The 18,811-nt window shown below is 72.0% G+C and carries 16 protein-coding genes and 1 tRNA gene; 6 read left to right on the top strand and 11 right to left on the bottom strand.

Annotated elements, in window-relative coordinates; all coding sequences use genetic code 11:
• The first annotated feature begins 2 nt into the window (after positions 1 to 2).
• Positions 3 to 599: a TetR/AcrR family transcriptional regulator gene (locus tag ACERUJ_RS09725; RefSeq protein WP_370248320.1), complete on the top strand. Its 597-nt coding sequence runs from the start codon at positions 3 to 5 to the stop codon at positions 597 to 599.
• A 66-nt stretch (positions 600 to 665) separates the two neighbouring features.
• On the opposite strand, the gene ACERUJ_RS09720 is transcribed toward ACERUJ_RS09725, so the two are convergent.
• Positions 666 to 747: transfer RNA gene (locus ACERUJ_RS09720), tRNA-Tyr, on the bottom strand.
• Between the two features lie 151 nt (positions 748 to 898).
• On the opposite strand from ACERUJ_RS09720, the gene ACERUJ_RS09715 reads away from it, so the two are divergent.
• Positions 899 to 1,390, top strand: coding sequence for a YajQ family cyclic di-GMP-binding protein (locus ACERUJ_RS09715; RefSeq protein WP_370248319.1), 492 nt, complete (start codon positions 899 to 901; stop codon positions 1,388 to 1,390).
• Positions 1,391 to 1,452: 62 nt separating this feature from the next.
• Here ACERUJ_RS09715 and ACERUJ_RS09710 read toward each other — a convergent pair whose 3' ends face one another.
• Genes ACERUJ_RS09710 through ACERUJ_RS09695 form a run of 4 tightly spaced genes read right to left on the bottom strand, consistent with a single transcriptional unit; the run spans position 1,453 to position 5,288 of the window.
• Positions 1,453 to 2,430, bottom strand: a complete 978-nt coding sequence (locus ACERUJ_RS09710; protein WP_370248318.1) for a sulfate/molybdate ABC transporter ATP-binding protein — start codon at positions 2,428 to 2,430, stop codon at positions 1,453 to 1,455.
• Positions 2,427 to 3,404 (bottom strand): sulfate ABC transporter permease, encoded by a 978-nt coding sequence (locus tag ACERUJ_RS09705; RefSeq protein ID WP_370248317.1) that lies wholly within the window; start codon positions 3,402 to 3,404, stop codon positions 2,427 to 2,429. The genes ACERUJ_RS09710 and ACERUJ_RS09705 overlap by 4 nt, the downstream gene beginning before the upstream one ends.
• Positions 3,397 to 4,242 carry a sulfate ABC transporter permease subunit CysT gene (cysT, locus tag ACERUJ_RS09700; protein ID WP_370248316.1) on the bottom strand — a complete coding sequence of 282 codons (846 nt, stop codon included), beginning with the start codon at positions 4,240 to 4,242 and terminating at the stop codon, positions 3,397 to 3,399. The genes ACERUJ_RS09705 and cysT overlap by 8 nt, the downstream gene beginning before the upstream one ends.
• 8 nt (positions 4,243 to 4,250) lie before the next feature.
• On the bottom strand, positions 4,251 to 5,288 hold the full coding sequence (locus tag ACERUJ_RS09695) for a sulfate ABC transporter substrate-binding protein (RefSeq protein ID WP_370248315.1): 1,038 nt from the start codon (positions 5,286 to 5,288) through the stop codon (positions 4,251 to 4,253).
• 313 nt (positions 5,289 to 5,601) lie between these two features.
• Between ACERUJ_RS09695 and ACERUJ_RS09690 the strand changes: the two genes are divergently transcribed.
• Both ACERUJ_RS09690 and ACERUJ_RS09685 read left to right on the top strand, forming a co-directional pair.
• On the top strand, positions 5,602 to 7,554 hold the full coding sequence (locus tag ACERUJ_RS09690; protein WP_370248314.1) for a 2-oxoacid:acceptor oxidoreductase subunit alpha: 1,953 nt from the start codon (positions 5,602 to 5,604) through the stop codon (positions 7,552 to 7,554).
• Positions 7,551 to 8,648, top strand: a complete 1,098-nt coding sequence (locus tag ACERUJ_RS09685) for a 2-oxoacid:ferredoxin oxidoreductase subunit beta (protein ID WP_370248313.1) — start codon at positions 7,551 to 7,553, stop codon at positions 8,646 to 8,648. Before ACERUJ_RS09690 ends, ACERUJ_RS09685 begins: the two co-directional genes overlap by 4 nt.
• 43 nt (positions 8,649 to 8,691) lie before the next feature.
• Here ACERUJ_RS09685 and ACERUJ_RS09680 read toward each other — a convergent pair whose 3' ends face one another.
• On the bottom strand, positions 8,692 to 9,678 hold the full coding sequence (locus ACERUJ_RS09680; RefSeq protein WP_370248312.1) for a DMT family transporter: 987 nt from the start codon (positions 9,676 to 9,678) through the stop codon (positions 8,692 to 8,694).
• On the opposite strand from ACERUJ_RS09680, the gene ACERUJ_RS09675 reads away from it, so the two are divergent.
• Positions 9,677 to 11,095, top strand: a complete 1,419-nt coding sequence (locus ACERUJ_RS09675) for a PLP-dependent aminotransferase family protein (protein ID WP_370248311.1) — start codon at positions 9,677 to 9,679, stop codon at positions 11,093 to 11,095. The two genes, ACERUJ_RS09680 and ACERUJ_RS09675, sit on opposite strands and share 2 nt — an antisense overlap.
• A 78-nt stretch (positions 11,096 to 11,173) precedes the next feature.
• On the opposite strand, the gene ACERUJ_RS09670 is transcribed toward ACERUJ_RS09675, so the two are convergent.
• Positions 11,174 to 11,593, bottom strand: a complete 420-nt coding sequence (locus ACERUJ_RS09670; protein ID WP_370248310.1) for a hypothetical protein — start codon at positions 11,591 to 11,593, stop codon at positions 11,174 to 11,176.
• Between the two features lie 159 nt (positions 11,594 to 11,752).
• Between ACERUJ_RS09670 and rarD the strand changes: the two genes are divergently transcribed.
• Entirely contained in the window at positions 11,753 to 12,670 is a 918-nt protein-coding gene (gene rarD, locus ACERUJ_RS09665) for an EamA family transporter RarD (RefSeq protein WP_370248309.1), read from the top strand.
• A gap of 30 nt (positions 12,671 to 12,700) precedes the next feature.
• On the opposite strand, the gene ACERUJ_RS09660 is transcribed toward rarD, so the two are convergent.
• The 4 genes from ACERUJ_RS09660 to nuoL form a co-directional block, all read right to left on the bottom strand.
• Positions 12,701 to 13,627, bottom strand: a complete 927-nt coding sequence (locus ACERUJ_RS09660) for a polyprenyl synthetase family protein (protein ID WP_370248350.1) — start codon at positions 13,625 to 13,627, stop codon at positions 12,701 to 12,703.
• Between the two features lie 71 nt (positions 13,628 to 13,698).
• Complete coding sequence (nuoN, locus tag ACERUJ_RS09655) at positions 13,699 to 15,288, bottom strand: NADH-quinone oxidoreductase subunit NuoN (RefSeq protein WP_370248308.1); 1,590 nt, start codon at positions 15,286 to 15,288, stop codon at positions 13,699 to 13,701.
• A gap of 1 nt (position 15,289) precedes the next feature.
• Positions 15,290 to 16,792: an NADH-quinone oxidoreductase subunit M gene (locus tag ACERUJ_RS09650; protein ID WP_370248307.1), complete on the bottom strand. Its 1,503-nt coding sequence runs from the start codon at positions 16,790 to 16,792 to the stop codon at positions 15,290 to 15,292.
• 85 nt (positions 16,793 to 16,877) lie between these two features.
• Positions 16,878 to 18,809, bottom strand: coding sequence for an NADH-quinone oxidoreductase subunit L (gene nuoL, locus ACERUJ_RS09645; protein ID WP_370248306.1), 1,932 nt, complete (start codon positions 18,807 to 18,809; stop codon positions 16,878 to 16,880).
• Between the last annotated feature and the right edge of the window lie 2 nt (positions 18,810 to 18,811).

Raw genomic sequence — 18,811 nt, 5'->3', positions numbered from 1 at the left:
CCATGAGGAAGACGCCGCGGCAGGCCCGCTCCCGCGCGATGGTCGAGCGCCTGGTCGCCGCCGGCCGCGACGTGCTCGTGGCCCACGGGTACGACGGCTTCACCACCAACAAGGTCGCCGACGCCGCCGGCGTCAGCCCCGGCTCGCTCTACCAGTACTTCCCCGACAAGGCCGCGATCCTCGACGTCGTGCTCGACCGGTGGAGCGACGAGGTCGCCGAGCGCGTGGCCGCCGCCCTGGCCGACCGGATCGGTGCCACGGGCCCGGCCATGGGCCATGCCGTCGCCGACGCCCTGCTCGCCGCGCTCGAGGCCGACGCCGCCGTGCTGCGCGTCGTCACCGAGGAGCTCCCCGCGGCCCACCTCGCCCGCCAGCGCCGGGCGCTGGAGCAGCGGGTCATCCAGCTCGCGGGCGCCTACCTGGCCGGGCTCGGCGTCGACGATGCGACCCTGCGCCAGCAGCGCGCCTGGGTGGTGGTGCTCGCCGTGGAGCAGCTCGCGGTGCGGTGGGTGCTCGACCAGCCCGCCGCGCTCTCCCGCGCCGACGCCGTCGCCGAGATCGCGCGGCTGGCCGGCACCTACCTCGCCGCACCCGACTGAGGGACGGCCGGTCGCGGCCCCCGCAAAAACACCCGCGGCCCTCCGGGCGTCGGAGGGCCGCTGCGGTGGCAGGTAGTGGATTCGAACCACTGTAGGCTGTGCCGGCTGATTTACAGTCAGCTCCCTTTGGCCGCTCGGGCAACCTGCCGGGTGTCCTCCGGAAGAGCCGAGGCCTTCCGGGCGCACCGGAGACGATAGCGCAGCACCGGCCCCGCCTGTGAATCGCCCGACGCTCTAGGCTCGACGTGGGCTCACCGGGCAGCCCGATCCACCACGACCCCCTCAGGAGCAGCACCGCCATGGCCGACTCGTCCTTCGACATCGTGAGCAAGCTCGACCGCCAGGAGGTCGACAACGCCCTGGGCCAGACCGCCCGCGAGGTCGCCACCCGCTTCGACTTCAAGGGCACGGGCGCCACCATCGAGTGGAAGGGCGAGCACGCCATCGAGATCACCGCCTCGGCCGACGACCGCGCCAGCGCCGTGCTCGACGTGTTCAAGGAGAAGCTGATCAAGCGCAACGTCAGCCTCAAGGTCCTCGACGCCTCCGAGCCGCGGGCCTCGGGCCAGCAGTCCAAGATCGGCATCACGCTCAAGGAGGGCATCTCCAGCGAGGACGCCAAGAAGATCGGCAAGCTCATCCGCGACGAGGGCCCCAAGGGCGTCAAGGCGCAGGTGCAGGGCGACGAGCTGCGCGTGTCCTCCAAGAAGCGCGACGACCTCCAGGCCGTCATCGCCCTCGTGAAGGGCCAGGACTGGGACTTCGCCGTCCAGTTCGTCAACTACCGCTGACCGACCCTCCCCCTGCCGCTGCCTGGTGGTCGCCGGGGGACGACGGACAGCGTCGCGGTGACTCAGCGCTTGGCGAGCACCGGCACCGTGGTGGCGCCGGCGGCGGGGGTGAGCCACACCCGGGCGCCCTCGTCCACCCCCAGGGAGCGGGCGTGGGTGCGGGTGAGGACGACGTCGACGTCGGACTCCGCGCCGTCCACGGCCACCGTGAGGCGCACCTCGAAGCCGACCCGCAGGTGGCGCACCACCGTCCCGGGCAGCGCACCTGCCCGGCCCGGGGTGGTGTCGACCTCGATGTCGTGCGGGCGCAGCCGCTGACCGCCGAGGGTGGTGACCTCCCCGAGGAAGCCCATGACGAAGTCGTTGGCCGGGTCGTCGTAGAGCTGGTCGGGGCTGCCGACCTGCTCGACCCGGCCCTGGTTGATCACCACGATCTCGTCGGCGACCTCGAGGGCCTCCTCCTGGTCGTGGGTCACGAAGATCGTCGTGACGTGGACCTCGTCGTGCAGCCGGCGCAGCCAGTCGCGCAGCTCCTTGCGGACCTTGGCGTCCAGCGCGCCGAACGGCTCGTCGAGCAGCAGCACCGTGGGCTCCACGGCGAGCGCCCGGGCCAGCGCCATGCGCTGGCGCTGACCGCCGGAGAGCTGGCTGGGCAGCCGGTGCCCGAACTGGCTCAGGTGCACCAGGTCCAGCAGCTCGGCGACCTTGGCCTTCACCTCGGCCTTGGGGCGCTTGCGGATCTCCAGGCCGAACGCGACGTTCTTCTCCACGCTCAGGTGCTTGAAGGCCGCGTAGTGCTGGAAGACGAAGCCGACGTTGCGCTTCTGCGGCGGCAGCTTCGTCGCGTCACGACCCTCGATGGAGATCGTGCCGGAATCGGCGGTGTCGAGGCCGGCGATGATGCGCAGCAGGGTGGACTTGCCGCCGCCCGACGGGCCGAGCAGCGCGGTGAGCTGACCGGTCGGCAGCGAGACGCTGACGTCGTCGAGGGCCACGAAGTCGCCGAAGCGCTTCGAGACGTGGGTGACATCGATGCTCACGAGTGCTCCTTGGGACGCAGGAACGACACGACCACGATGCACAGCACGCTCACGAAGGCCAGCACGAAGGAGACCGAGTAGGCCGAGGCCTTCTCGAAGCTCTGGTACTGCTCCTCCACGACCAGCGTCGCGGTCTGGGTCTGGTTGAGGTAGTTGCCCGAGACGACCTTGACGGCGCCGAACTCGCCGAGGCTGCGGGCGAGGCTGAGGACGACGCCGTAGACGACGGCCCACTTGATGCTCGGCAGGGTGATGCGCCAGAAGGTCTGCCGGCCGCTGGCCCCGAGGCTGCGGGCGGCCTGCTCCTGTTCGTCGCCGATCTCCTGGAGGACCGGCACGACCTCGCGGATGACCAGCGGGAGCGCCACGAAGCAGGTGGCCATGATGATGCCCGGCCCGCTGAAGATGATCTGGACGCCGTTCTCCTCCAGCCAGGTGCCGAAGAACCCGTCGCGGCCGTTGTAGACCAGCAGCAGCGAGAGGCCCACGACCACCGGCGAGACCGAGAGCGGGACGTCGATCAGCGCCGAGAGCAGCCGCTTGCCGGGGAACCGGTAGCGCACCAGCAGCAGCGAGATCGTGACGCCGAAGACCAGGTTGATGATCACGGCCTGCACCGCCACCTGGGCGGTGAGGGTGAGGGCGTGGACGACCTGCTCGTCGCCGAAGATCGACAGCATGCCGCTGACGCCGTCGGCGAAGGCCTCCTTGACCACGAGCGCCACCGGCCAGGCCACGAGGAAGAAGACGTAGCCCAGGGCGAGGTAGCGCAGCAGCCACCGCATCGCGTTGCGCCGCACCCAGGCGACGAACAGCCGGCCGGCCTCGGCGGGGTCGCGCCGCAGCAGGGCGAGCAGGGCCACCAGCCGCGCCCAGCGTTGCCGCACCCGGGCCACCGGCGAGCGCCGGGTCGGGGTCGGGGTGGCGTGGGGGTCGCGCGAGCGCGTGTCGGGCTTCTGGATCAGGTCAGCCACGGCGACTCACCCGCCGCTGGATCAGGTCAAGGGCGACGATGACCACCAGCGCCACCAGGAGCATCAGGCTCGCCAGGGCGGCCGCCGAGGAGGTGCTGCCGTTCTCGATGAAGGTGAGCACGCGCACGGAGACGACCTCGGTGCTGAAGGGCTTGTTGCCCGAGAGCAGCACCAGCGACCCGTACTCCGCGATCGCGCGGGCGAAGCTCAGCGCCGCGCCCGCCGCGATGGCCGGAGTGAGGCTGGGCAGGATGATCCGCCGCACGATGGTGGCCTTGGAGGCGCCGAGGGAGGCCGCGGCCTCCTCGACGTCGCCCTCGAGCTCGGCCAGCACCGGCTGCACCGTGCGCACCACGAAGGGCAGGGTGACGAAGGCGAGCGCGAGGAAGACGGCCTTGGAGGAGTAGGCCCAGTCCAGGCCGAGGGGGCTGTCGGGACCGTAGAGGCCGAGCAGCACCAGACCGGCGACGATCGTGGGCAGGGCGAACGGGATGTCGATGATGACGTCGAGCACCCGCTTGCCGAAGAAGCGGTCACGGACGAGGACCCAGGCGATGATCGTGCCCATCACGACGTTGATCGCGGTCACGAACAGCGCCTGGCCCACCGTCAGGCGGACGGCGGCGAGGGTCTGCGGCGCGGTGATGGTGTCCCAGTACCCGCCGAACCCGCGCTCGGAGGCGCTGATCACGATCGCGGTCAGCGGGATGAGCACGAGCAGGCTGAACCAGATCATCGCCAGGCCGAGGGCGAGGGCCGAACCCCCGCCGAGGGGCTGGCCGCCCCCGCTCGCCCGGGTACGCGCCGGGCGGGCGGGAGCGGCGTCGAGAGTGGTCACAGCCGACGTCACTCCTGGGCGTCGGAGCCGGAGTCGGCGATCAGCTGGGTGATGATGCCGACCGGACCGCCGTCCTCGCCGTCGGCGAAGAACGTGTCGGCGGCCTCGCCCCACCCGTTGAAGGTGTCGTCGATGGTGAACAGCGTCGGGGGCACCGGGAAGGGGTCGGTCGGGTCGTTGGCACCCTCGACGTCGCCGAAGTCGACGCCGTCGATCACGGGCCGGAAGCCGGCCTGGGCGTAGTCGGCCTGCGCCTCGGGGCTGGTCATGAACTCGAGGAACGCCTTGCCGGCGTCGGAGGCCTCGGTGGTGACCGCGGCGGGGTTCTCGATCAGCAGGGTGTCGTCGGGCACGATGTAGTCGACGTCGACGCCGTTCTGCTTGGCGATGACCGCCTCGTTCTCGTAGCTGAGCAGGACGTCCTGGTCGCCCTCCTCGAAGGCCGAGGTCGCGTCACGGGCGGAGGCGGGCAGGGCCGGGGTGTTGGCGAGCAGGTCGGAGACGAAGGTCTTGGCCTGCTCCTCGGTGCCGCCGTTGCCGGCGACGTGCGCCCAGGCGGCGAGGATGTTCCACCGCGCCGAGCCGGAGGAGCCGGGGTTCGGGGTCACGACCTCGATGCCGGGCTTGACCAGGTCGTCCCAGCCCTGGATGTTCTCGGGGTTGCCCTTGCGCACGACGAACACCACGACCGAGGACGTCGCGATGCCGTTCGTGGGGGTGTCCTTCCAGTTCTGGTCCACCAGGCCGGCGTCGACCAGACGCGTGACGTCGGTCTCGAGGGAGAAGTGGACGACGTCGGCGTCGGCGCCGTTCACGACCGAGCGGCTCTGGTCGCCGGAGGGGCCGTAGCTGGGCACGAAGTTCACGTCGGCACCGGCGTCGGTGGCCTTGAAGTCCTCGAACACCGGCTCGTTGGCGTTCTCCATCACGGAGAAGGCGACGACGCGCACGTCGGTGCCGGACTCGTTGCCACCGGTGGAGGTGCAGGCCGTCAGCGCCAGCGCGGAGAGCGCCGCGACGGCGGCCAGCCGCTGGGTCTTCTTCATGGTCGAAGCTCCTGGGGGTCGGGGCGGCCATGGGCCACCCGCGGACTTAACTCGATCAGGCTAATCAACATTGGTAACGCAGTCGAATCGACACACTCAGTCGCCACGATCCGGTCTAGACCAGTGGGATCGGTCACTCCCGGCGCCATCCGAGTGGCAGGACGACCCCCTCGGGCGACGGTCGGTCGTTATCGTGGAGCGGAGGGCGCCGCCCTGGACAGGTGTCTAGAACGCGTTCTACTTTTGACTGCCGGGACGACCCGGGACCCACTCACGCCCGCGACGACGCGGGCAGCGCGACGAAGGTGGAACAGTGGCCAAGCAGGTCAAGCAGCTGGACCGGGTGATCATCCGGTTCGCAGGAGACTCCGGTGACGGCATGCAGCTCACCGGCGACCGGTTCACGCAGGAGTCGGCCGTCTTCGGCAACGACCTCGTGACGCTCCCCAACTTCCCGGCCGAGATCCGGGCCCCCCAGGGCACCCTGCCGGGCGTCTCGTCGTTCCAGGTGCACTTCGCCGACCACGACATCCTCACCGCCGGCGACGCGCCCGACGTGCTGGTCGCGATGAACCCGGCCGCGCTCAAGGCGAACCTGCCCGACCTGCCCAAGGGCGCGACGGTGATCGTGGACACCCACGACTTCACGGCCCGCAACCTCGCCAAGGCCGGCTACGAGGCCAACCCGCTGGAGTCCCTGGGCGACGCCGGGTCGCTGCTGGGCGACTTCGCGGTCCACCCGGTCGACCTCACCGGCATGACCGTGGAGGCCGTCAAGGAGTTCGGGCTCTCCCGCAAGGACGCCGCCCGGGCGAAGAACATGTTCGCCCTGGGCCTGCTGTCCTGGATGTACGGCCGCCCCACCGAGCACACCGAGACGTTCCTGGGCGCCAAGTTCGCCAAGAACCCCGCGGTGCGCGACGCCAACATCACCGCGTTCAAGTCGGGCTGGAACTTCGGTGAGACCACCGAGGCCTTCGCGGTGCAGTACGAGATCAAGCCCGCCAAGCTGCCCGAGGGCACCTACCGCAACATCACCGGCAACCTCGCGCTGGCCTACGGCCTCATCGCGGGCGGGGTGCGCTCGGGGCTGCCGGTCTTCCTCGGGTCCTACCCGATCACCCCGGCCTCCGACATCCTGCACGAGCTGAGCAAGCACAAGGGCTTCGGCGTCACCACGTTCCAGGCCGAGGACGAGATCGCCGGCATCGGCTCGGCCATCGGCGCGGCCTTCGGTGGCGCGCTCGGCGTCACCACCACCTCCGGCCCCGGCGTCGCGCTGAAGTCGGAGTTCCTCGGCCTGGCGGTCATGACCGAGCTGCCGCTGGTCGTCGTCGACGTCCAGCGCGGCGGCCCCTCCACCGGTCTGCCCACCAAGACCGAGCAGGCCGACCTGCTGCAGGCGATGTACGGCCGCAACGGCGAGGCGCCGCTGGCCGTCATCGCGCCCCAGTCCCCCGGCGACTGCTTCATGGCCGCGGTGGAGGCGACCCGCATCGCGGTCACCCACCGCACCCCCGTCGTGCTGCTCTCCGACGGCTACCTCGCCAACGGGTCCGAGCCGTGGCGCATCCCGACGCTGGCGGAGATGCCGGCCATCGACCCGGCCTTCGCCACCGAGCCCAACCACGCCTCGGAGAAGTCGACCGACGGCACCCCCGACGAGTTCTGGCCCTACCTGCGCGACGAGGAGACCCTGGCACGCCCGTGGGCCGTGCCCGGCACCCCCGGCCTGGAGCACCGCATCGGCGGACTGGAGAAGGGCGAGGGTCACGGCAACATCTCCTACGACCCCGCCAACCACGACCGCATGGTCCGCACCCGCCAGGCCAAGATCGAGGCCATCGCCGCCTCGCTGCCCCCGCTCGAGGTCGACGACCCGTCCGGCGAGGCCAAGGTGCTGGTGATCGGCTGGGGCTCCACCTACGGCCCGATCGGCGCCGGCTGCCGCCGGGTCCGCAAGGCCGGCTACCACGTCGCCCAGGTGCACCTGCGCCACCTCAACCCGTTCCCGAACGACCTCGGCGACATCCTCAAGCGCTACGACAAGGTCCTGGTGCCCGAGATGAACCTCGGCCAGCTCTCCAAGCTGCTGCGCGCCGAGTACCTGGTCGACGCCATCGGCTACAACCAGGTGCGCGGCCTGCCGCTCAAGGCCGCCGACCTCGCCGAGGCGATCGGCAACCTCGTGGCCGAGGCCGAGGGCATCACCGTCGACCTCACCGCCGCCACCGGATCCACCGACGCCGAGGAGGGCGTGCGATGACGAACATCGACCTGGGCCTGCCGGCCCTGCGTTCGGGCACCGAGCTGGTTCCCACGACCGACACCCCGCAGAGCGGGAAGGACTTCTCCTCCGACCAGGAGGTGCGCTGGTGCCCCGGGTGCGGCGACTACGCCGTGCTCAAGGCCGTGCAGTCCTTCCTGCCCGACCTGGGCCTGCGCCGGGAGAACATCGTGTTCATCTCCGGCATCGGCTGCTCCAGCCGCTTCCCGTACTACCTCGAGACCTACGGGATGCACTCGATCCACGGCCGGGCGCCGTCGATCGCCACCGGTCTGGCCACCGCCCGCGAGGACCTCTCGGTGTGGGTCGTCACCGGCGACGGCGACGCGCTGTCCATCGGCGGCAACCACCTGATCCACGCGCTGCGCCGCAACGTCAACATGACGATCCTGCTGTTCAACAACCGGATCTACGGCCTCACCAAGGGCCAGTACTCCCCCACCAGCGAGGCCGGCAAGGTCACCAAGTCCACCCCGATGGGCTCGGTCGACCACCCCTTCAACCCGGTGTCGCTCGCGCTCGGCGCGGAGGCGTCGTTCGTGGCCCGCACCATCGACTCCGACCGCAAGCACCTCACCTCGGTGCTCGCCGCGGCCGCCGCCCACCGCGGCACGTCGCTGGTGGAGATCTACCAGAACTGCCCGATCTTCAACGACGGCGCGTTCGACTCCATCAAGGACAACGACACCAAGGCCGAGGCGATCATCCCGCTCACCCACGGCGAGCCGATCCGGTTCGGCGCGCCGGGCGAGGACGGCCTGCCCGCCAAGGGCGTCGTCCGGGACGCCGCCACCGGCGGCGTGCGGGTGGTCGACGTCGCCGAGGTCGGCACCGACGCCCTGCTGGTGCACGACGCCCACGCCGAGGACCCCACCACCGCGTTCGCGCTGAGCCGGCTCACCGACGCCGGCGTGCTGCACCGCTCGCCCATCGGCATCTTCCGCCAGGTGCAGCGCCCGACCTACGACGACCTCACCCGCGACCAGGTGCAGCGGGCGCAGGGCGCCGTCGAGGGCAGCCAGGACGACCGCCTCACCGCCCTGCTCCACGCCGGCGACACCTGGACGGTCTGACGCCGCCCAGCACCGACTGCACCGCACCGCACCGACCGCGGAGTCACCGGGCCACCGGGGGCTCCGCGGTCGTGCGTCCGGGCGCGGGACGGGCGGGCGGCGCCTGCCGGGCCCGCACCGCGCTGCGCGCACAGGCGATGACCACCGCGCCGCCGACGACGGTGGCGGGAGCGAGGTGCTCGCCGAGCAGCAGGGTCGCCCAGACCAGGCTGAGCACCGGCTGCAGCAGCTGGACCTGGCTCACCTGGGCCATCGGCCCCAGCGCGAGGCCCCGGTACCAGGCGAAGAAGCCGAGGTACATCGACACCGCCGCGAGGTAGGCGAAGGCCGCCCAGGCCGACGCCGGGACCGCCGACCAGCGATCGTCGGCGGTGGCCGGACCGAGGAGCGCGACGACGGTGACGGCGAGCATCGCGGGCGAGGCGAGCACCAGGGCCCACGACACGGTCTGCCAGGCGCCGAGCTCGCGCGCCAGCAGCCCGCCCTCGGCGTAGCCCAGCGCCGCGGCGAGGACCGCGCCCACGAGCAGCAGGTCCGCCGCTCCCGCGCCCTGGGGCAGCCCGGAGCCGGCGGCGGTGACACCGGCGACCGCGACCGCGCCCGCCCCGGCGGCCACCCAGAAGCGGGCCGCCACCCGCTCGCGCGTCCGCAGCACGACCGTCGCGGCCGTGGCCGCCGGCAGCAGCCCGATCACCACGGCGCTGTGGCCGGCCGGCACGCGGTCGAGGGCGAGGGAGGTGAGCAGCGGGAACCCCGCGACCACCCCGCCGGCCACGACGAGCAGCCGGACCCACTGCCGGGCGCGCGGGAGCCGCTGGCGGGTGAGCGCGAGCGCCGCCGCGGCCAGCACGGCCGCGACGACGGCGCGGCCGGCCCCGACGAACAGCGGCGGCAGGCCGCCCTGCACCGCGAGCCGGGTGAACGGCACCGAGAAGGAGAACGCGAGGACCCCCACGAACCCCCAGGCCAGACCACGCGGGGACGGTAGCGGAGGCGCTCCGAGGGCAGTAGCGCTACTCTGTCTCGTCATGAACCAGGATAGCGCGGGGCGACTGGTCGAGCGACTGCGTTCCTGGGTGGCGGACGCCCCGCCGGGGACCCGGCTGCCCTCGTCGCGCGCCCTGGTGGCCCAGCACGGCGTGAGCCCGGTGACGGTGCACAAGGCGGTGCAGCACCTGGTCGCCCAGGGCCTGGTGGAGAGCCGACCCGGTGTCGGCACCTTCACCCTCACCGCCCCCGTCCCGCGCACCGCCGACCTGGCGTGGCAGACCGCCGCCCTCGGCGCGCGGCCGGCGCTGCTGCCCGGGCTGGCCTCGCCGCAGCGCAGCGGCCGACCGGACGCCGTGGAGCTGCGCGGCGGCTACCCCGACCCCGCACTGCTCCCCGAGCGGCTGGTCCGGGCCGCGCTCGCCCGCGCGTCGCGCGGGGACGCCGCCGTGCAGCGGATGCCGCCGGCCGGCCTGCCCGAGCTCCGGGCCTGGTTCGCCCGCGAGGCCGGGCGCCACGCACGGCCCGGCGTCACCCCGCCCGGCGAGCGGGACGCCCTGGTGGTCGCCGGCCTCCAGGGCGCGCTGGGCTCGGTGTTCCGGACGCTCGTGGGGTCGGGCGGGGCCCTGGTGATCGAGTCGCCCACCTACTGGGGCGCCCTGCTGGCCGCCGCGCAGACCGGTGTCCGGCTGGTGCCGGTGCCCAGCGGTCCGGACGGCCCCGACCCCGACGTGGTCGACCACGCCCTGGCCACCAGCGGTGCCCGTGCCTTCTACGCCCAGCCCACCTTCGCCAACCCCACCGGGGGCCGGTGGAGCGAGGAGACCGGCCGGGCGGTGCTGGCCGCCGTGCGACGGCACGGCTGCTTCCTCGTGGAGGACGACTGGGCCCACGACCTCGCCATCGACGTGGACCCGCGGCCGCTGGTGGGCCACGACGACGACGGCCACGTGGTGTACCTGCGCACGCTCACCAAGTCGGTCTCCCCCGCCCTGCGGGTCGGCGCGATCGTGGCGCGCGGACCGGCCCGCGACCGCATCCTAGCCGACCGGGCCGCGCAGACGATGTACGTGAGCGGGGTGCTGCAGGCCGCCGCCCTGGACGTCGTGACCCAGCCGGGGTGGGCGCGCCACCTGCGCACGCTGCGTGCGGGGCTGCGGGTGCGGCGCGACGAGCTCCTGGAGGCCCTGACGACGCACGCCCCCGAGGTGGAGGTGGCGCATCGGCCCGTCGGGGGGATCCACCTGTGGCTGCGGCTCCCCGACGGCACCGACCCGGCCGAGGTGGTGCGACGGTGCGAGCAGCAGGACGTGCTGCTCGCCGCCGGCGACGAGTGGTTCCCGGCGGAGCCGACCGGGCCCTACCTGCGCGCCGGCTTCGCCGGGGCCGATCGCGACCGGTTCGCCGAGGCCGCCCAGGTGCTCGGGGCCGTGGTGCGCGAGGTCGCCACGGCGCGGTAGGCGGGCCCCCGGAACGGCACCGGGCCCCGGCGGACGTGATGTCCGCCGGGGCCCGGCATCAGCAGGAGGGACCCGGGATCAGGGGGTCGGGCACTGCGAGGTGCCGCTGCGCTGCTTGCAGGTCACCCAGATCGAGCTGGACGACGCGCCCACCTTGGCGCGCCAGGCCCACGACCCGCGCTGCGGGGCGTAGACGCGGATCCGGTAGTTGCCCTTCTTGTTGACCTTGGTCTTGGCGAAGAACTTGAAGTTGCAGGTGCCCTTCGCGGCGTTGCACTTGGTGGCCTTCTGGATGGTCACCGGGCCCTTGGCCGGCGTCACGCGGCCGACCATGAACAGCTTGCCGTTCTTCTTGATGATCTTGGTGCCGACCTTCACGGCTTTGGCGCTGACGGCGGGGCGGTCCGAGGTGGACACGGCCTGGGCGCCGGCGCTGAACGGGAGCAGGGCCACCAGGGCCAGCACCAGGGCGAGGGCCACAGGGCGCAGGACTCGCATGTCGTCTCACTTTCGTCGGTTCTCGGGGTGGTCGGGAAGGTGGTGCCCACCCCGACTGTCAGACAAACCCTAGGCTCTGACGGCTCTCGGGGCGTGGACGCCGGCCGCCGCGTCCCGAACCCGCGCGCACCCGCGACCGCCACGCCCTAGGCTCACCGGGTGACCTCGAGTTCCGCGCGCGGCGGCCTGGCCTACGGCGTGGCCGCCTACCTCATCTGGGGGGCGTTCCCGCTGTACTGGCCGCTGCTGGAACCCTCCGGGCCGGTGGAGATCCTCGCGCACCGCGTGCTGTGGTCGGTGCTGGTGATGCTCGCGCTGGTGGCGCTCACGCGGCGCACCGCCCAGCTGCGGGCGCTGGCCGCCGACCGCCGCACCCGGAGTCTGCTGGCGCTGGCCGCCCTCACGATCACCTCGAACTGGGCGATGTACATCTACGGCGTCAACAGCGGCCGGGTGGTGGAGACCTCGCTGGGCTACTTCATCAACCCGCTCGTGACCGTGCTGATGGGGGTGGTCGTGCTGCGCGAGCGGTTGCGGCCCGCACAGTGGGCGGCGCTGGGGGTGGGCGGCCTGGCCGTGGTGGTGCTGACCGTCGACTACGGCCGCCCCCCGTGGATCGCGCTGGTCCTCGCGTTCTCCTTCGGCACCTACGGGCTGGCCAAGAAGGCCGCCGGGGTCGAGCCGGTGGAGTCGCTGACGTTCGAGACCCTGCTCATCGCGCCGTTCGCGGCGGTGTTCCTGCTGGCCCTCACCCTGCGCGGTGACGGCACGGCCTTCGACCACGGGCTCGACCACGCACTGCTGCTGCCGACCACCGGGCTGGTCACCGCGATCCCCCTGATCCTGTTCGGGGCGGCGGCCGTACGCGTCTCGATGGTCAACCTCGGGCTGCTGCAGTACCTCGCCCCGGTCCTGCAGTTCCTGCTGGGACTGACGGTGTTCGACGAGACGATGACGACCGGGCGCTGGATCGGGTTCACGCTGGTGTGGGCGGCGCTGGTGATCTTCACCCTCGAGGCGCTGCGGCACCACCGGCGGGCGCTGCAGGTCAGCGCCGAGGCGAGCCTGGCGGTGTGAGGCCGGCGCCCGGCCCGGGCACCGGCGGCCTCAGGCGGTGCGCAGCGCGACGACGTCGGCGAAGTCCTCCAGCGCCTGGCGCACCGACCCCGCGGGCAGCACCTCCAGCAGCGCCTTGGCGCGCTGGGCCTGGTCGACGACGTAGGCACGGGCCTGGGCCAGCGCCGGGTGCACGCGCAGCAGCGCGAGCGCCTCGGCGTGGCGGGCGTCGTCGGTGAGGTCGCCGGCCAGCAGCTCCAGCAGCCGGGCGTCGGCGGGGTCGGTGGAGGCCTGGGCCATCAGCACCGGCAGGGTCGGCACCCCCTCACGCAGGTCGGTGCCGGGGGTCTTGCCGGACTCCTCGGAGTCGGAGGCGATGTCGAGGATGTCGTCGGAGAGCTGGAAGGCCGACCCGACGATCTCGCCGTAGGCGGTGAGCGCCCCCTCGACCTCGCGGCTCGCGCCGCCGAAGCGGGCGCCGTAGCGCGCCGAGGTGGCGATCAGCGAGCCGGTCTTGCCGGCCACGACCGCGAGGTAGTGCTGCAGCGGGTCGCCCTCCGGCACGACGCCCTCGAGGATCTGGCCCTCCACCAGCCGCGTGAAGGTCTCGGCCTGGATGCGCACGGCGTCGGGGCCGAGCTGGGCGGTGAGCTCGGAGGACTTCGCGAACAGCCAGTCGCCGGTGAGGATCGCGACGTGGTTGTCCCACCGCGAGTTCGCGGAGTCGGCCCCCCGGCGCAGCGCCGCCTCATCCATGACGTCGTCGTGGTAGAGCGAGCCGACGTGGGTGATCTCCACGACGCAGGCCGCGGTGAGGACCTCCGAGGCGTCGGCGTGCGGGCCGGCCTCCGCCGCGAGCAGCACCAGCAGCGGCCGGAACCGCTTGCCCCCGGCCGACAGCAGGTGCCGGGCGGCCTCGGTGACGTAGGGCGAGGGGCTGGTGGCGTGCTCGAAGAGCGCGGACTCCACGGCGGCCATCCGCTCACGCAAGCGGGTGGCGAGGGCCGCGTCGTCGATGGGGAGCGCGAGCTCGGCGGGGGAGGCGGTGGTCACCTGATGAAGTCTCCCGCATGGCCGGCGAGGTCGAGCAGGGGGCCGGGCACGACGCCCAGGACGACGGTCGCCACGGCGCACACCGCCACCGTCGCCGTGGTGAGCGGGGAGGCCGCGGTGACCGAGGCGCCCTCGACCCCCTCGGCGGGCTCGGTGAAGAACATCGTGCGCACGTGGCGGACGTAGAAGGACACCGCGATGATGCTGGAGGCGATCGCGACCAGCACGACCGGCCAGGCGCCGGACGACATCGCGACGGTGAACACCGACCACTTGCCGATGAACCCGCCGGTGAGCGGGATGCCGGCCATCGAGAGCAGGAAGAGCACGAAGGTGCCGGCCACCCACGGGGCCCGGCGGCCCAGGCCCGCCCAGCGGTCCAGCGCGGTGATCTCGCCGCCGCCGTCGCGCACCATCGTGACCAGGGCGAACGTGCCGATCGAGGCGACACCGTAGGTGACCAGGTAGAACAGGATGGCCTGCGTGGAGGTGATCTCGTCCGGCCCGAGGTCGGCACCGGCCTGCACCCCGAGCACACCGACGAGCAGGAAGCCGGTGTGCGCGATGGCGCTGTAGGCCAGCATGCGCTTCACGTCGGTCTGCACGGCGGCCACGATCGAGCCGACCAGCATGGTCAGGATCGCCACCACCCACAGCAGCGGCTGCCAGTCCCAGCGGCCCGCACCGAAGGCGACGTAGTAGACCCGCGCGATCGCGCCGAACGCCGCCACCGTGGTGGCCGCGGACATGAAGGCGGTGACCGCGGTGGGCGCGCCCTGGTAGACGTCGGGGGTCCATGCCTGGAAGGGCACGGCGCCGACCTTGAACAGCAGGCCCACCGAGAGCATCGCGATGCCGAGCAGGAGCAGCACGCGGTCCTGGGTGTTGTTCTGCACCGCGGTGGCGATGCCGCCCAGGTCCATGGTGCCGGCGTAGCCGTAGACCAGCGCCACGCCGTAGAGGAAGAACCCGGAGGAGAAGGCGCCGAGCAGGAAGTACTTCAGCGCGGCCTCCTGGCTGAGCAGGCGGCGCCGCCGCGCCAGACCGCACAGCAGGTACAGCGGCAGGCTCAGGACCTCCAGGGCCACGAACATCGTGAGCAGGTCGCCGGAGGCGGGGAAGAGCAGCATGCCGGTGACCGCGAACATCAGCAGCGGGTAGACCTCGGTGTGCGAGAGGCCCTTCGTCGACGCCTCGCGCTCGGCCTCGGAGCCCGGCAGGGCGGCCGCCTGACCGGCGAAGGCCGGGACGCCGGCCTCGAGCCGACGCTCGGCGAACAGGGCGATCCCGGCCAGGGCGAAGACCAGCACGGTGCCCCACAGGAACACCGTCGGGCCGTCGACCGCGACCGAGCCCTCGGCGGCGAGGATGCCGCGGGCGCTCGCCGTCTCCGGGAGGTCGAGCCCGACCAGGACCGTGAGCACGAGGGCGGCGCCGACGGCGACGGTGGACAGCGTGACCTGGAGGCGGTGGCGCTGCTCGCGGGCCGCGAAGGCCTCCACGATCACGCCGAGGCACGCCGCCCCGAAGAGCACGAACAGCGGCGAGAGCTCGAAGTACTCGATGCTCGGCTTCACGAACTCCATGTCAGTTGCCCGCCTCTCCGGCGCCGCCCAGGGGGACGGTCGGTTGGTCGTCGGTGACACCCACGATCTGCATCAGGTCGTCCACGTACGGGTTGCTGGCGTCCAGCAGCGGCTGGGGGTAGAAGCCGAAGAACACGAGCGCGGCCACGAGCGGCGCCACCGCGACCCACTCGCGGGTCGTGGCGTCGGGCGTCCCGGCGGCGTCGTCGCGGGGTCCGGTCATGATGCGCTGGTAGGCCCAGAGCACGTAGATCGCGGCGAGCACGATGCCGGTGACCGCCAGCGCGCCCACCCACCAGTGGTAGTCGAAGGCCGAGAGCAGCACGAGAAACTCCGAGACGAACGGGCTCAGGCCCGGCAGGCCGAGGGTGGCCAGGCCGGCGACGAGGAACAGGCCGGCCAGCACCGGAGTGGTCTTCTCCAGGCCGCCCATCTCGCGGATCGAGGCGGTGCCCCGACGCTGGATGAGGTAGCCCGCGACGAGGAACAGCAGTGCGGTCCCGAGGCCGTGGTTGACCATGTAGAGGATCGCGCCCGACCCGCCCTGGCTGCTGAAGACGAAGATGCCCAGGGTGATGAAGCCGAAGTGGCTCAGCGAGGTCAGACCGATCAGCCGCAGCAGGTCGTCCTGGCCGATCGCCACGAAGGCGCCGTAGATGATCGAGACGACGGCGAGGGTGACGACCACCGGGGTCGCCCACTGCGAGGCCTCGGGGAACAGGCCCAGGCAGAAGCGCAGCATGCCGAAGGTGCCGATCTTGTCGAGCACGCAGACCAGCAGCACCGAGGTGCCCGGCGTCGCCTGCTCGGTGGTGTCGGCCAGCCAGGTGTGCACCGGGAACAGCGGCGCCTTGATCGCGAAGGCGATGAAGAAGCCGACGAACAGCCACCGGCCGGTGTCGGTGGCCAGGTCCAGGCCCTGCAGGTCGGTGAGCAGGTAGGACGCCTCGCCCTGCTGGGCCGAGACGACGTAGAGGCCGATCACCGAGGCCAGCAGCACCAGACCGCCGCCCAGCTGGAACATGAGGAACTTCAGGGCGGCCGAGGCGCGCTTGGCGCCGCCGAACCCGCCGATGAGGAAGTAGGCCGGGATCAGGGTGGCCTCGAAGACGACGTAGAAGAGGAACACGTCGGTGGCGAGGAAGACCGCCAGGCTCAGCCCCTCCAGGGCCAGCACCCAGGCGTAGTAGCTGCGCGGGTTCGCCTCGCCCTCGGCCCACCCGGCCACGATCACCACGGGCACGAGCACGACGGTCAGCAGCACCATGAGCAGGCCCAGGCCGTCCAGGCCCAGGGCGTAGTGCACGCCCAGCGGCTCGATCCAGTTCACGGTCTCGCTGAGCTGGTAGCCCCCGGCGCCGGTGTCGTACCGGGTCAGGGCGGCGATGCCGAGGCCGAGGGTGCCAGCCGAGGCGCCGATCGCGATCGAGCGGGAGTGCGCCGCGGGGAGCAGCGCGACGGCGAGCGCCCCGAGCAGCGGGACGAGCAGGAGTGCGGAGAGCATCAGCGGACCATCCCGGAGGGAGCGTGGCCGAGCGGGCGCGGAGCCCGTGCGGCCGGGACGAACAGGGCGTGGGGGTGCGGGATCCTCACAGGTTCACCGCCAGCATCGCGGCCACGAGGACGACCACGCCGATCAGCAGCGAGAGCGCATAGGAGCGCACGTAGCCGCTCTGCAGGCGTCGGACCTGGAGCCCCACGCCGCGCACGATCTGCGCGAGGCCGCGGAAGCCGCCGTCGGCGCCGCCGTCGTCGACCGCCAGCAGGGTGGAGGTGAGCCGGCGACCGGGGCCGATCACCAGCGCCTCGTTGATCTCGTTGCCGTACAGCTCGCGCCGCGCGGCCCGCGTGAACGGCGAGACGTCCTCGGGGGCGGTGGCGGGCACCTCGCCCTGCTGGAAGATGCGGAAGGCCAGCGCCACACCGGCGGCGACGACGAGCACGGTGATGCCGGTGATCGCCCAGATCGGGATCGGCGGCTCGTGGTGCTCCTCCTTGCCGACGACCGGCGCCAGCCAGTCCTTGATCCAGTCGCCGAGGATCAGCACGCCGCCGAGCACCGACAGCGCGGCGAGCACGATCAGCGGGAAGGTCATCACCTTCGGCGACTCGTGCGGGTGCACCTCGGGCTGCCAGCGCTTGGTGGAGAAGAAGGTCATGATCATCAGGCGCGTCATGTAGAACGCCGTCACGCCGGCGCCCACCAGGGCCGCGATGCCGACGACCCAGTTCTCGGCCAGGGCGGTCTCGATGATCTTGTCCTTGGACCAGAACCCGGAGAAGCCGGGGAACCCGATGATCGCGAGGTAGCCCAGGGCGAAGGTCGCGAAGGTGACCGGCATGGCCTTGCGCAGCGCGCCGTAGTGGCGCATGTCGACGTCGTCGTCCATGCCGTGCATCACCGAGCCGGCGCCGAGGAACATGTTGGCCTTGAAGAAGCCGTGGGTGATGAGGTGGAAGATCGCGTAGGCGTAGCCCGCGACGCCGAGACCGGCGGCGAGCATCATGTAGCCGATCTGGCTCATCGTGGAGCCGGCCAGCGCCTTCTTGATGTCGTCCTTCGCGCATCCGATCGCCGCACCCCACAGGATGCTGACCACCGCGACGACGACCACGGCGGTCTGGGCGGCCGGCGCGTTCTCGAACACGAAGTTGGAGCGGGTCACGAGGTAGACGCCCGCGGTGACCATCGTGGCGGCGTGGATGAGCGCCGAGACCGGGGTCGGGCCCTCCATGGCGTCCAGCAGCCAGGTCTGCAGCGGCACCTGCGCGGACTTGCCGCAGGCACCGATGAGCAGCAGCACCCCCAGCCAGGTCAGCGTGGTCTCCGAGGCCTGGTCGGCGTGGGCGCTGATCACCGAGAACGAGGTGGAGCCGAAGGTCGTGAAGGCGAGGAACAGTGCCATCGCCATGCCCATGTCGCCGACCCGGTTGACCACGAAGGCCTTCTTGGCGGCCGCCGCGGCGGAGTCCTTGTGCTGCCAGAACCCGATGAGCAGGTAGGAGGCCAGACCCACGCCCTCCCAGCCCAGGAACAGGCCGAGGTAGTTCTCCGAGAGGACCAGCATCAGCATGGCCGCCACGAACAGGTTGAGGTAGGCGAAGAACCGACGGCGCCGGTCGTCGTGCTCCATGTAGCCGATGGAGTAGATGTGGATCAGCGAACCGACACCGGTGATGAGCAGCAGGAAGAGCACCGAGAGCGGGTCGAGCAGCAGGTCCATGCCGACGTCGAGGCCGCCGACCTGCACCCAGTCGTAGAGGCGCTGGACGATCTGGCGCTCCGACTCCTCACGACCCTGCAGGTCGAGGAAGAGCACGACCGCGAGCACGAAGGAGCCCAGGGTCGTGGCGGTGCCGAGCAGGTGGCCCCAGCGGTCGGTGCGACGTCCGCCGAGCAGCAGGATCGCGGCACCGGCGAGCGGGAGGGCGATGACCAGCCACAGCAGGCTGGAGACGCCCGAGGCCTCGAGGGGGGCGACCACGGGCACCAGCGGCTCCGCGGCTTCGGTGAGCAACATGT

Origin of the sequence: Nocardioides sp. (assembly GCF_964228225.1) — a bacterium.
Classification (GTDB): Bacteria; Actinomycetota; Actinomycetes; order Propionibacteriales; family Nocardioidaceae; genus Nocardioides.
The sequence above is the reverse complement of the archived record's forward strand: the minus strand, read 5'-3'. Positions and strand labels throughout refer to the sequence as shown.

Excerpts from the sequence above, each read along its gene's own strand:
- ACERUJ_RS09725 (WP_370248320.1), top strand. The coding sequence starts at position 3 with ATGAGGAAGACGCCGCGGCAGGCCCGCTCCCGCGCGATGGTCGAGCGC.
- ACERUJ_RS09715 (WP_370248319.1), top strand. The coding sequence starts at position 899 with ATGGCCGACTCGTCCTTCGACATCGTGAGCAAGCTCGACCGCCAGGAG.
- ACERUJ_RS09695 (WP_370248315.1), bottom strand. The coding sequence starts at position 5,288 with ATGAAGAAGACCCAGCGGCTGGCCGCCGTCGCGGCGCTCTCCGCGCTG.
- ACERUJ_RS09685 (WP_370248313.1), top strand. The coding sequence starts at position 7,551 with ATGACGAACATCGACCTGGGCCTGCCGGCCCTGCGTTCGGGCACCGAG.
- ACERUJ_RS09675 (WP_370248311.1), top strand. The coding sequence starts at position 9,677 with ATGAACCAGGATAGCGCGGGGCGACTGGTCGAGCGACTGCGTTCCTGG.
- ACERUJ_RS09680 (WP_370248312.1), bottom strand. The coding sequence starts at position 9,678 with ATGACGAGACAGAGTAGCGCTACTGCCCTCGGAGCGCCTCCGCTACCG.
- ACERUJ_RS09670 (WP_370248310.1), bottom strand. The coding sequence starts at position 11,593 with ATGCGAGTCCTGCGCCCTGTGGCCCTCGCCCTGGTGCTGGCCCTGGTG.
- ACERUJ_RS09660 (WP_370248350.1), bottom strand. The coding sequence starts at position 13,627 with ATGGCCGCCGTGGAGTCCGCGCTCTTCGAGCACGCCACCAGCCCCTCG.
- nuoN (WP_370248308.1), bottom strand. The coding sequence starts at position 15,288 with ATGGAGTTCGTGAAGCCGAGCATCGAGTACTTCGAGCTCTCGCCGCTG.
- ACERUJ_RS09650 (WP_370248307.1), bottom strand. The coding sequence starts at position 16,792 with ATGCTCTCCGCACTCCTGCTCGTCCCGCTGCTCGGGGCGCTCGCCGTC.
- nuoL (WP_370248306.1), bottom strand. The coding sequence starts at position 18,809 with ATGTTGCTCACCGAAGCCGCGGAGCCGCTGGTGCCCGTGGTCGCCCCC.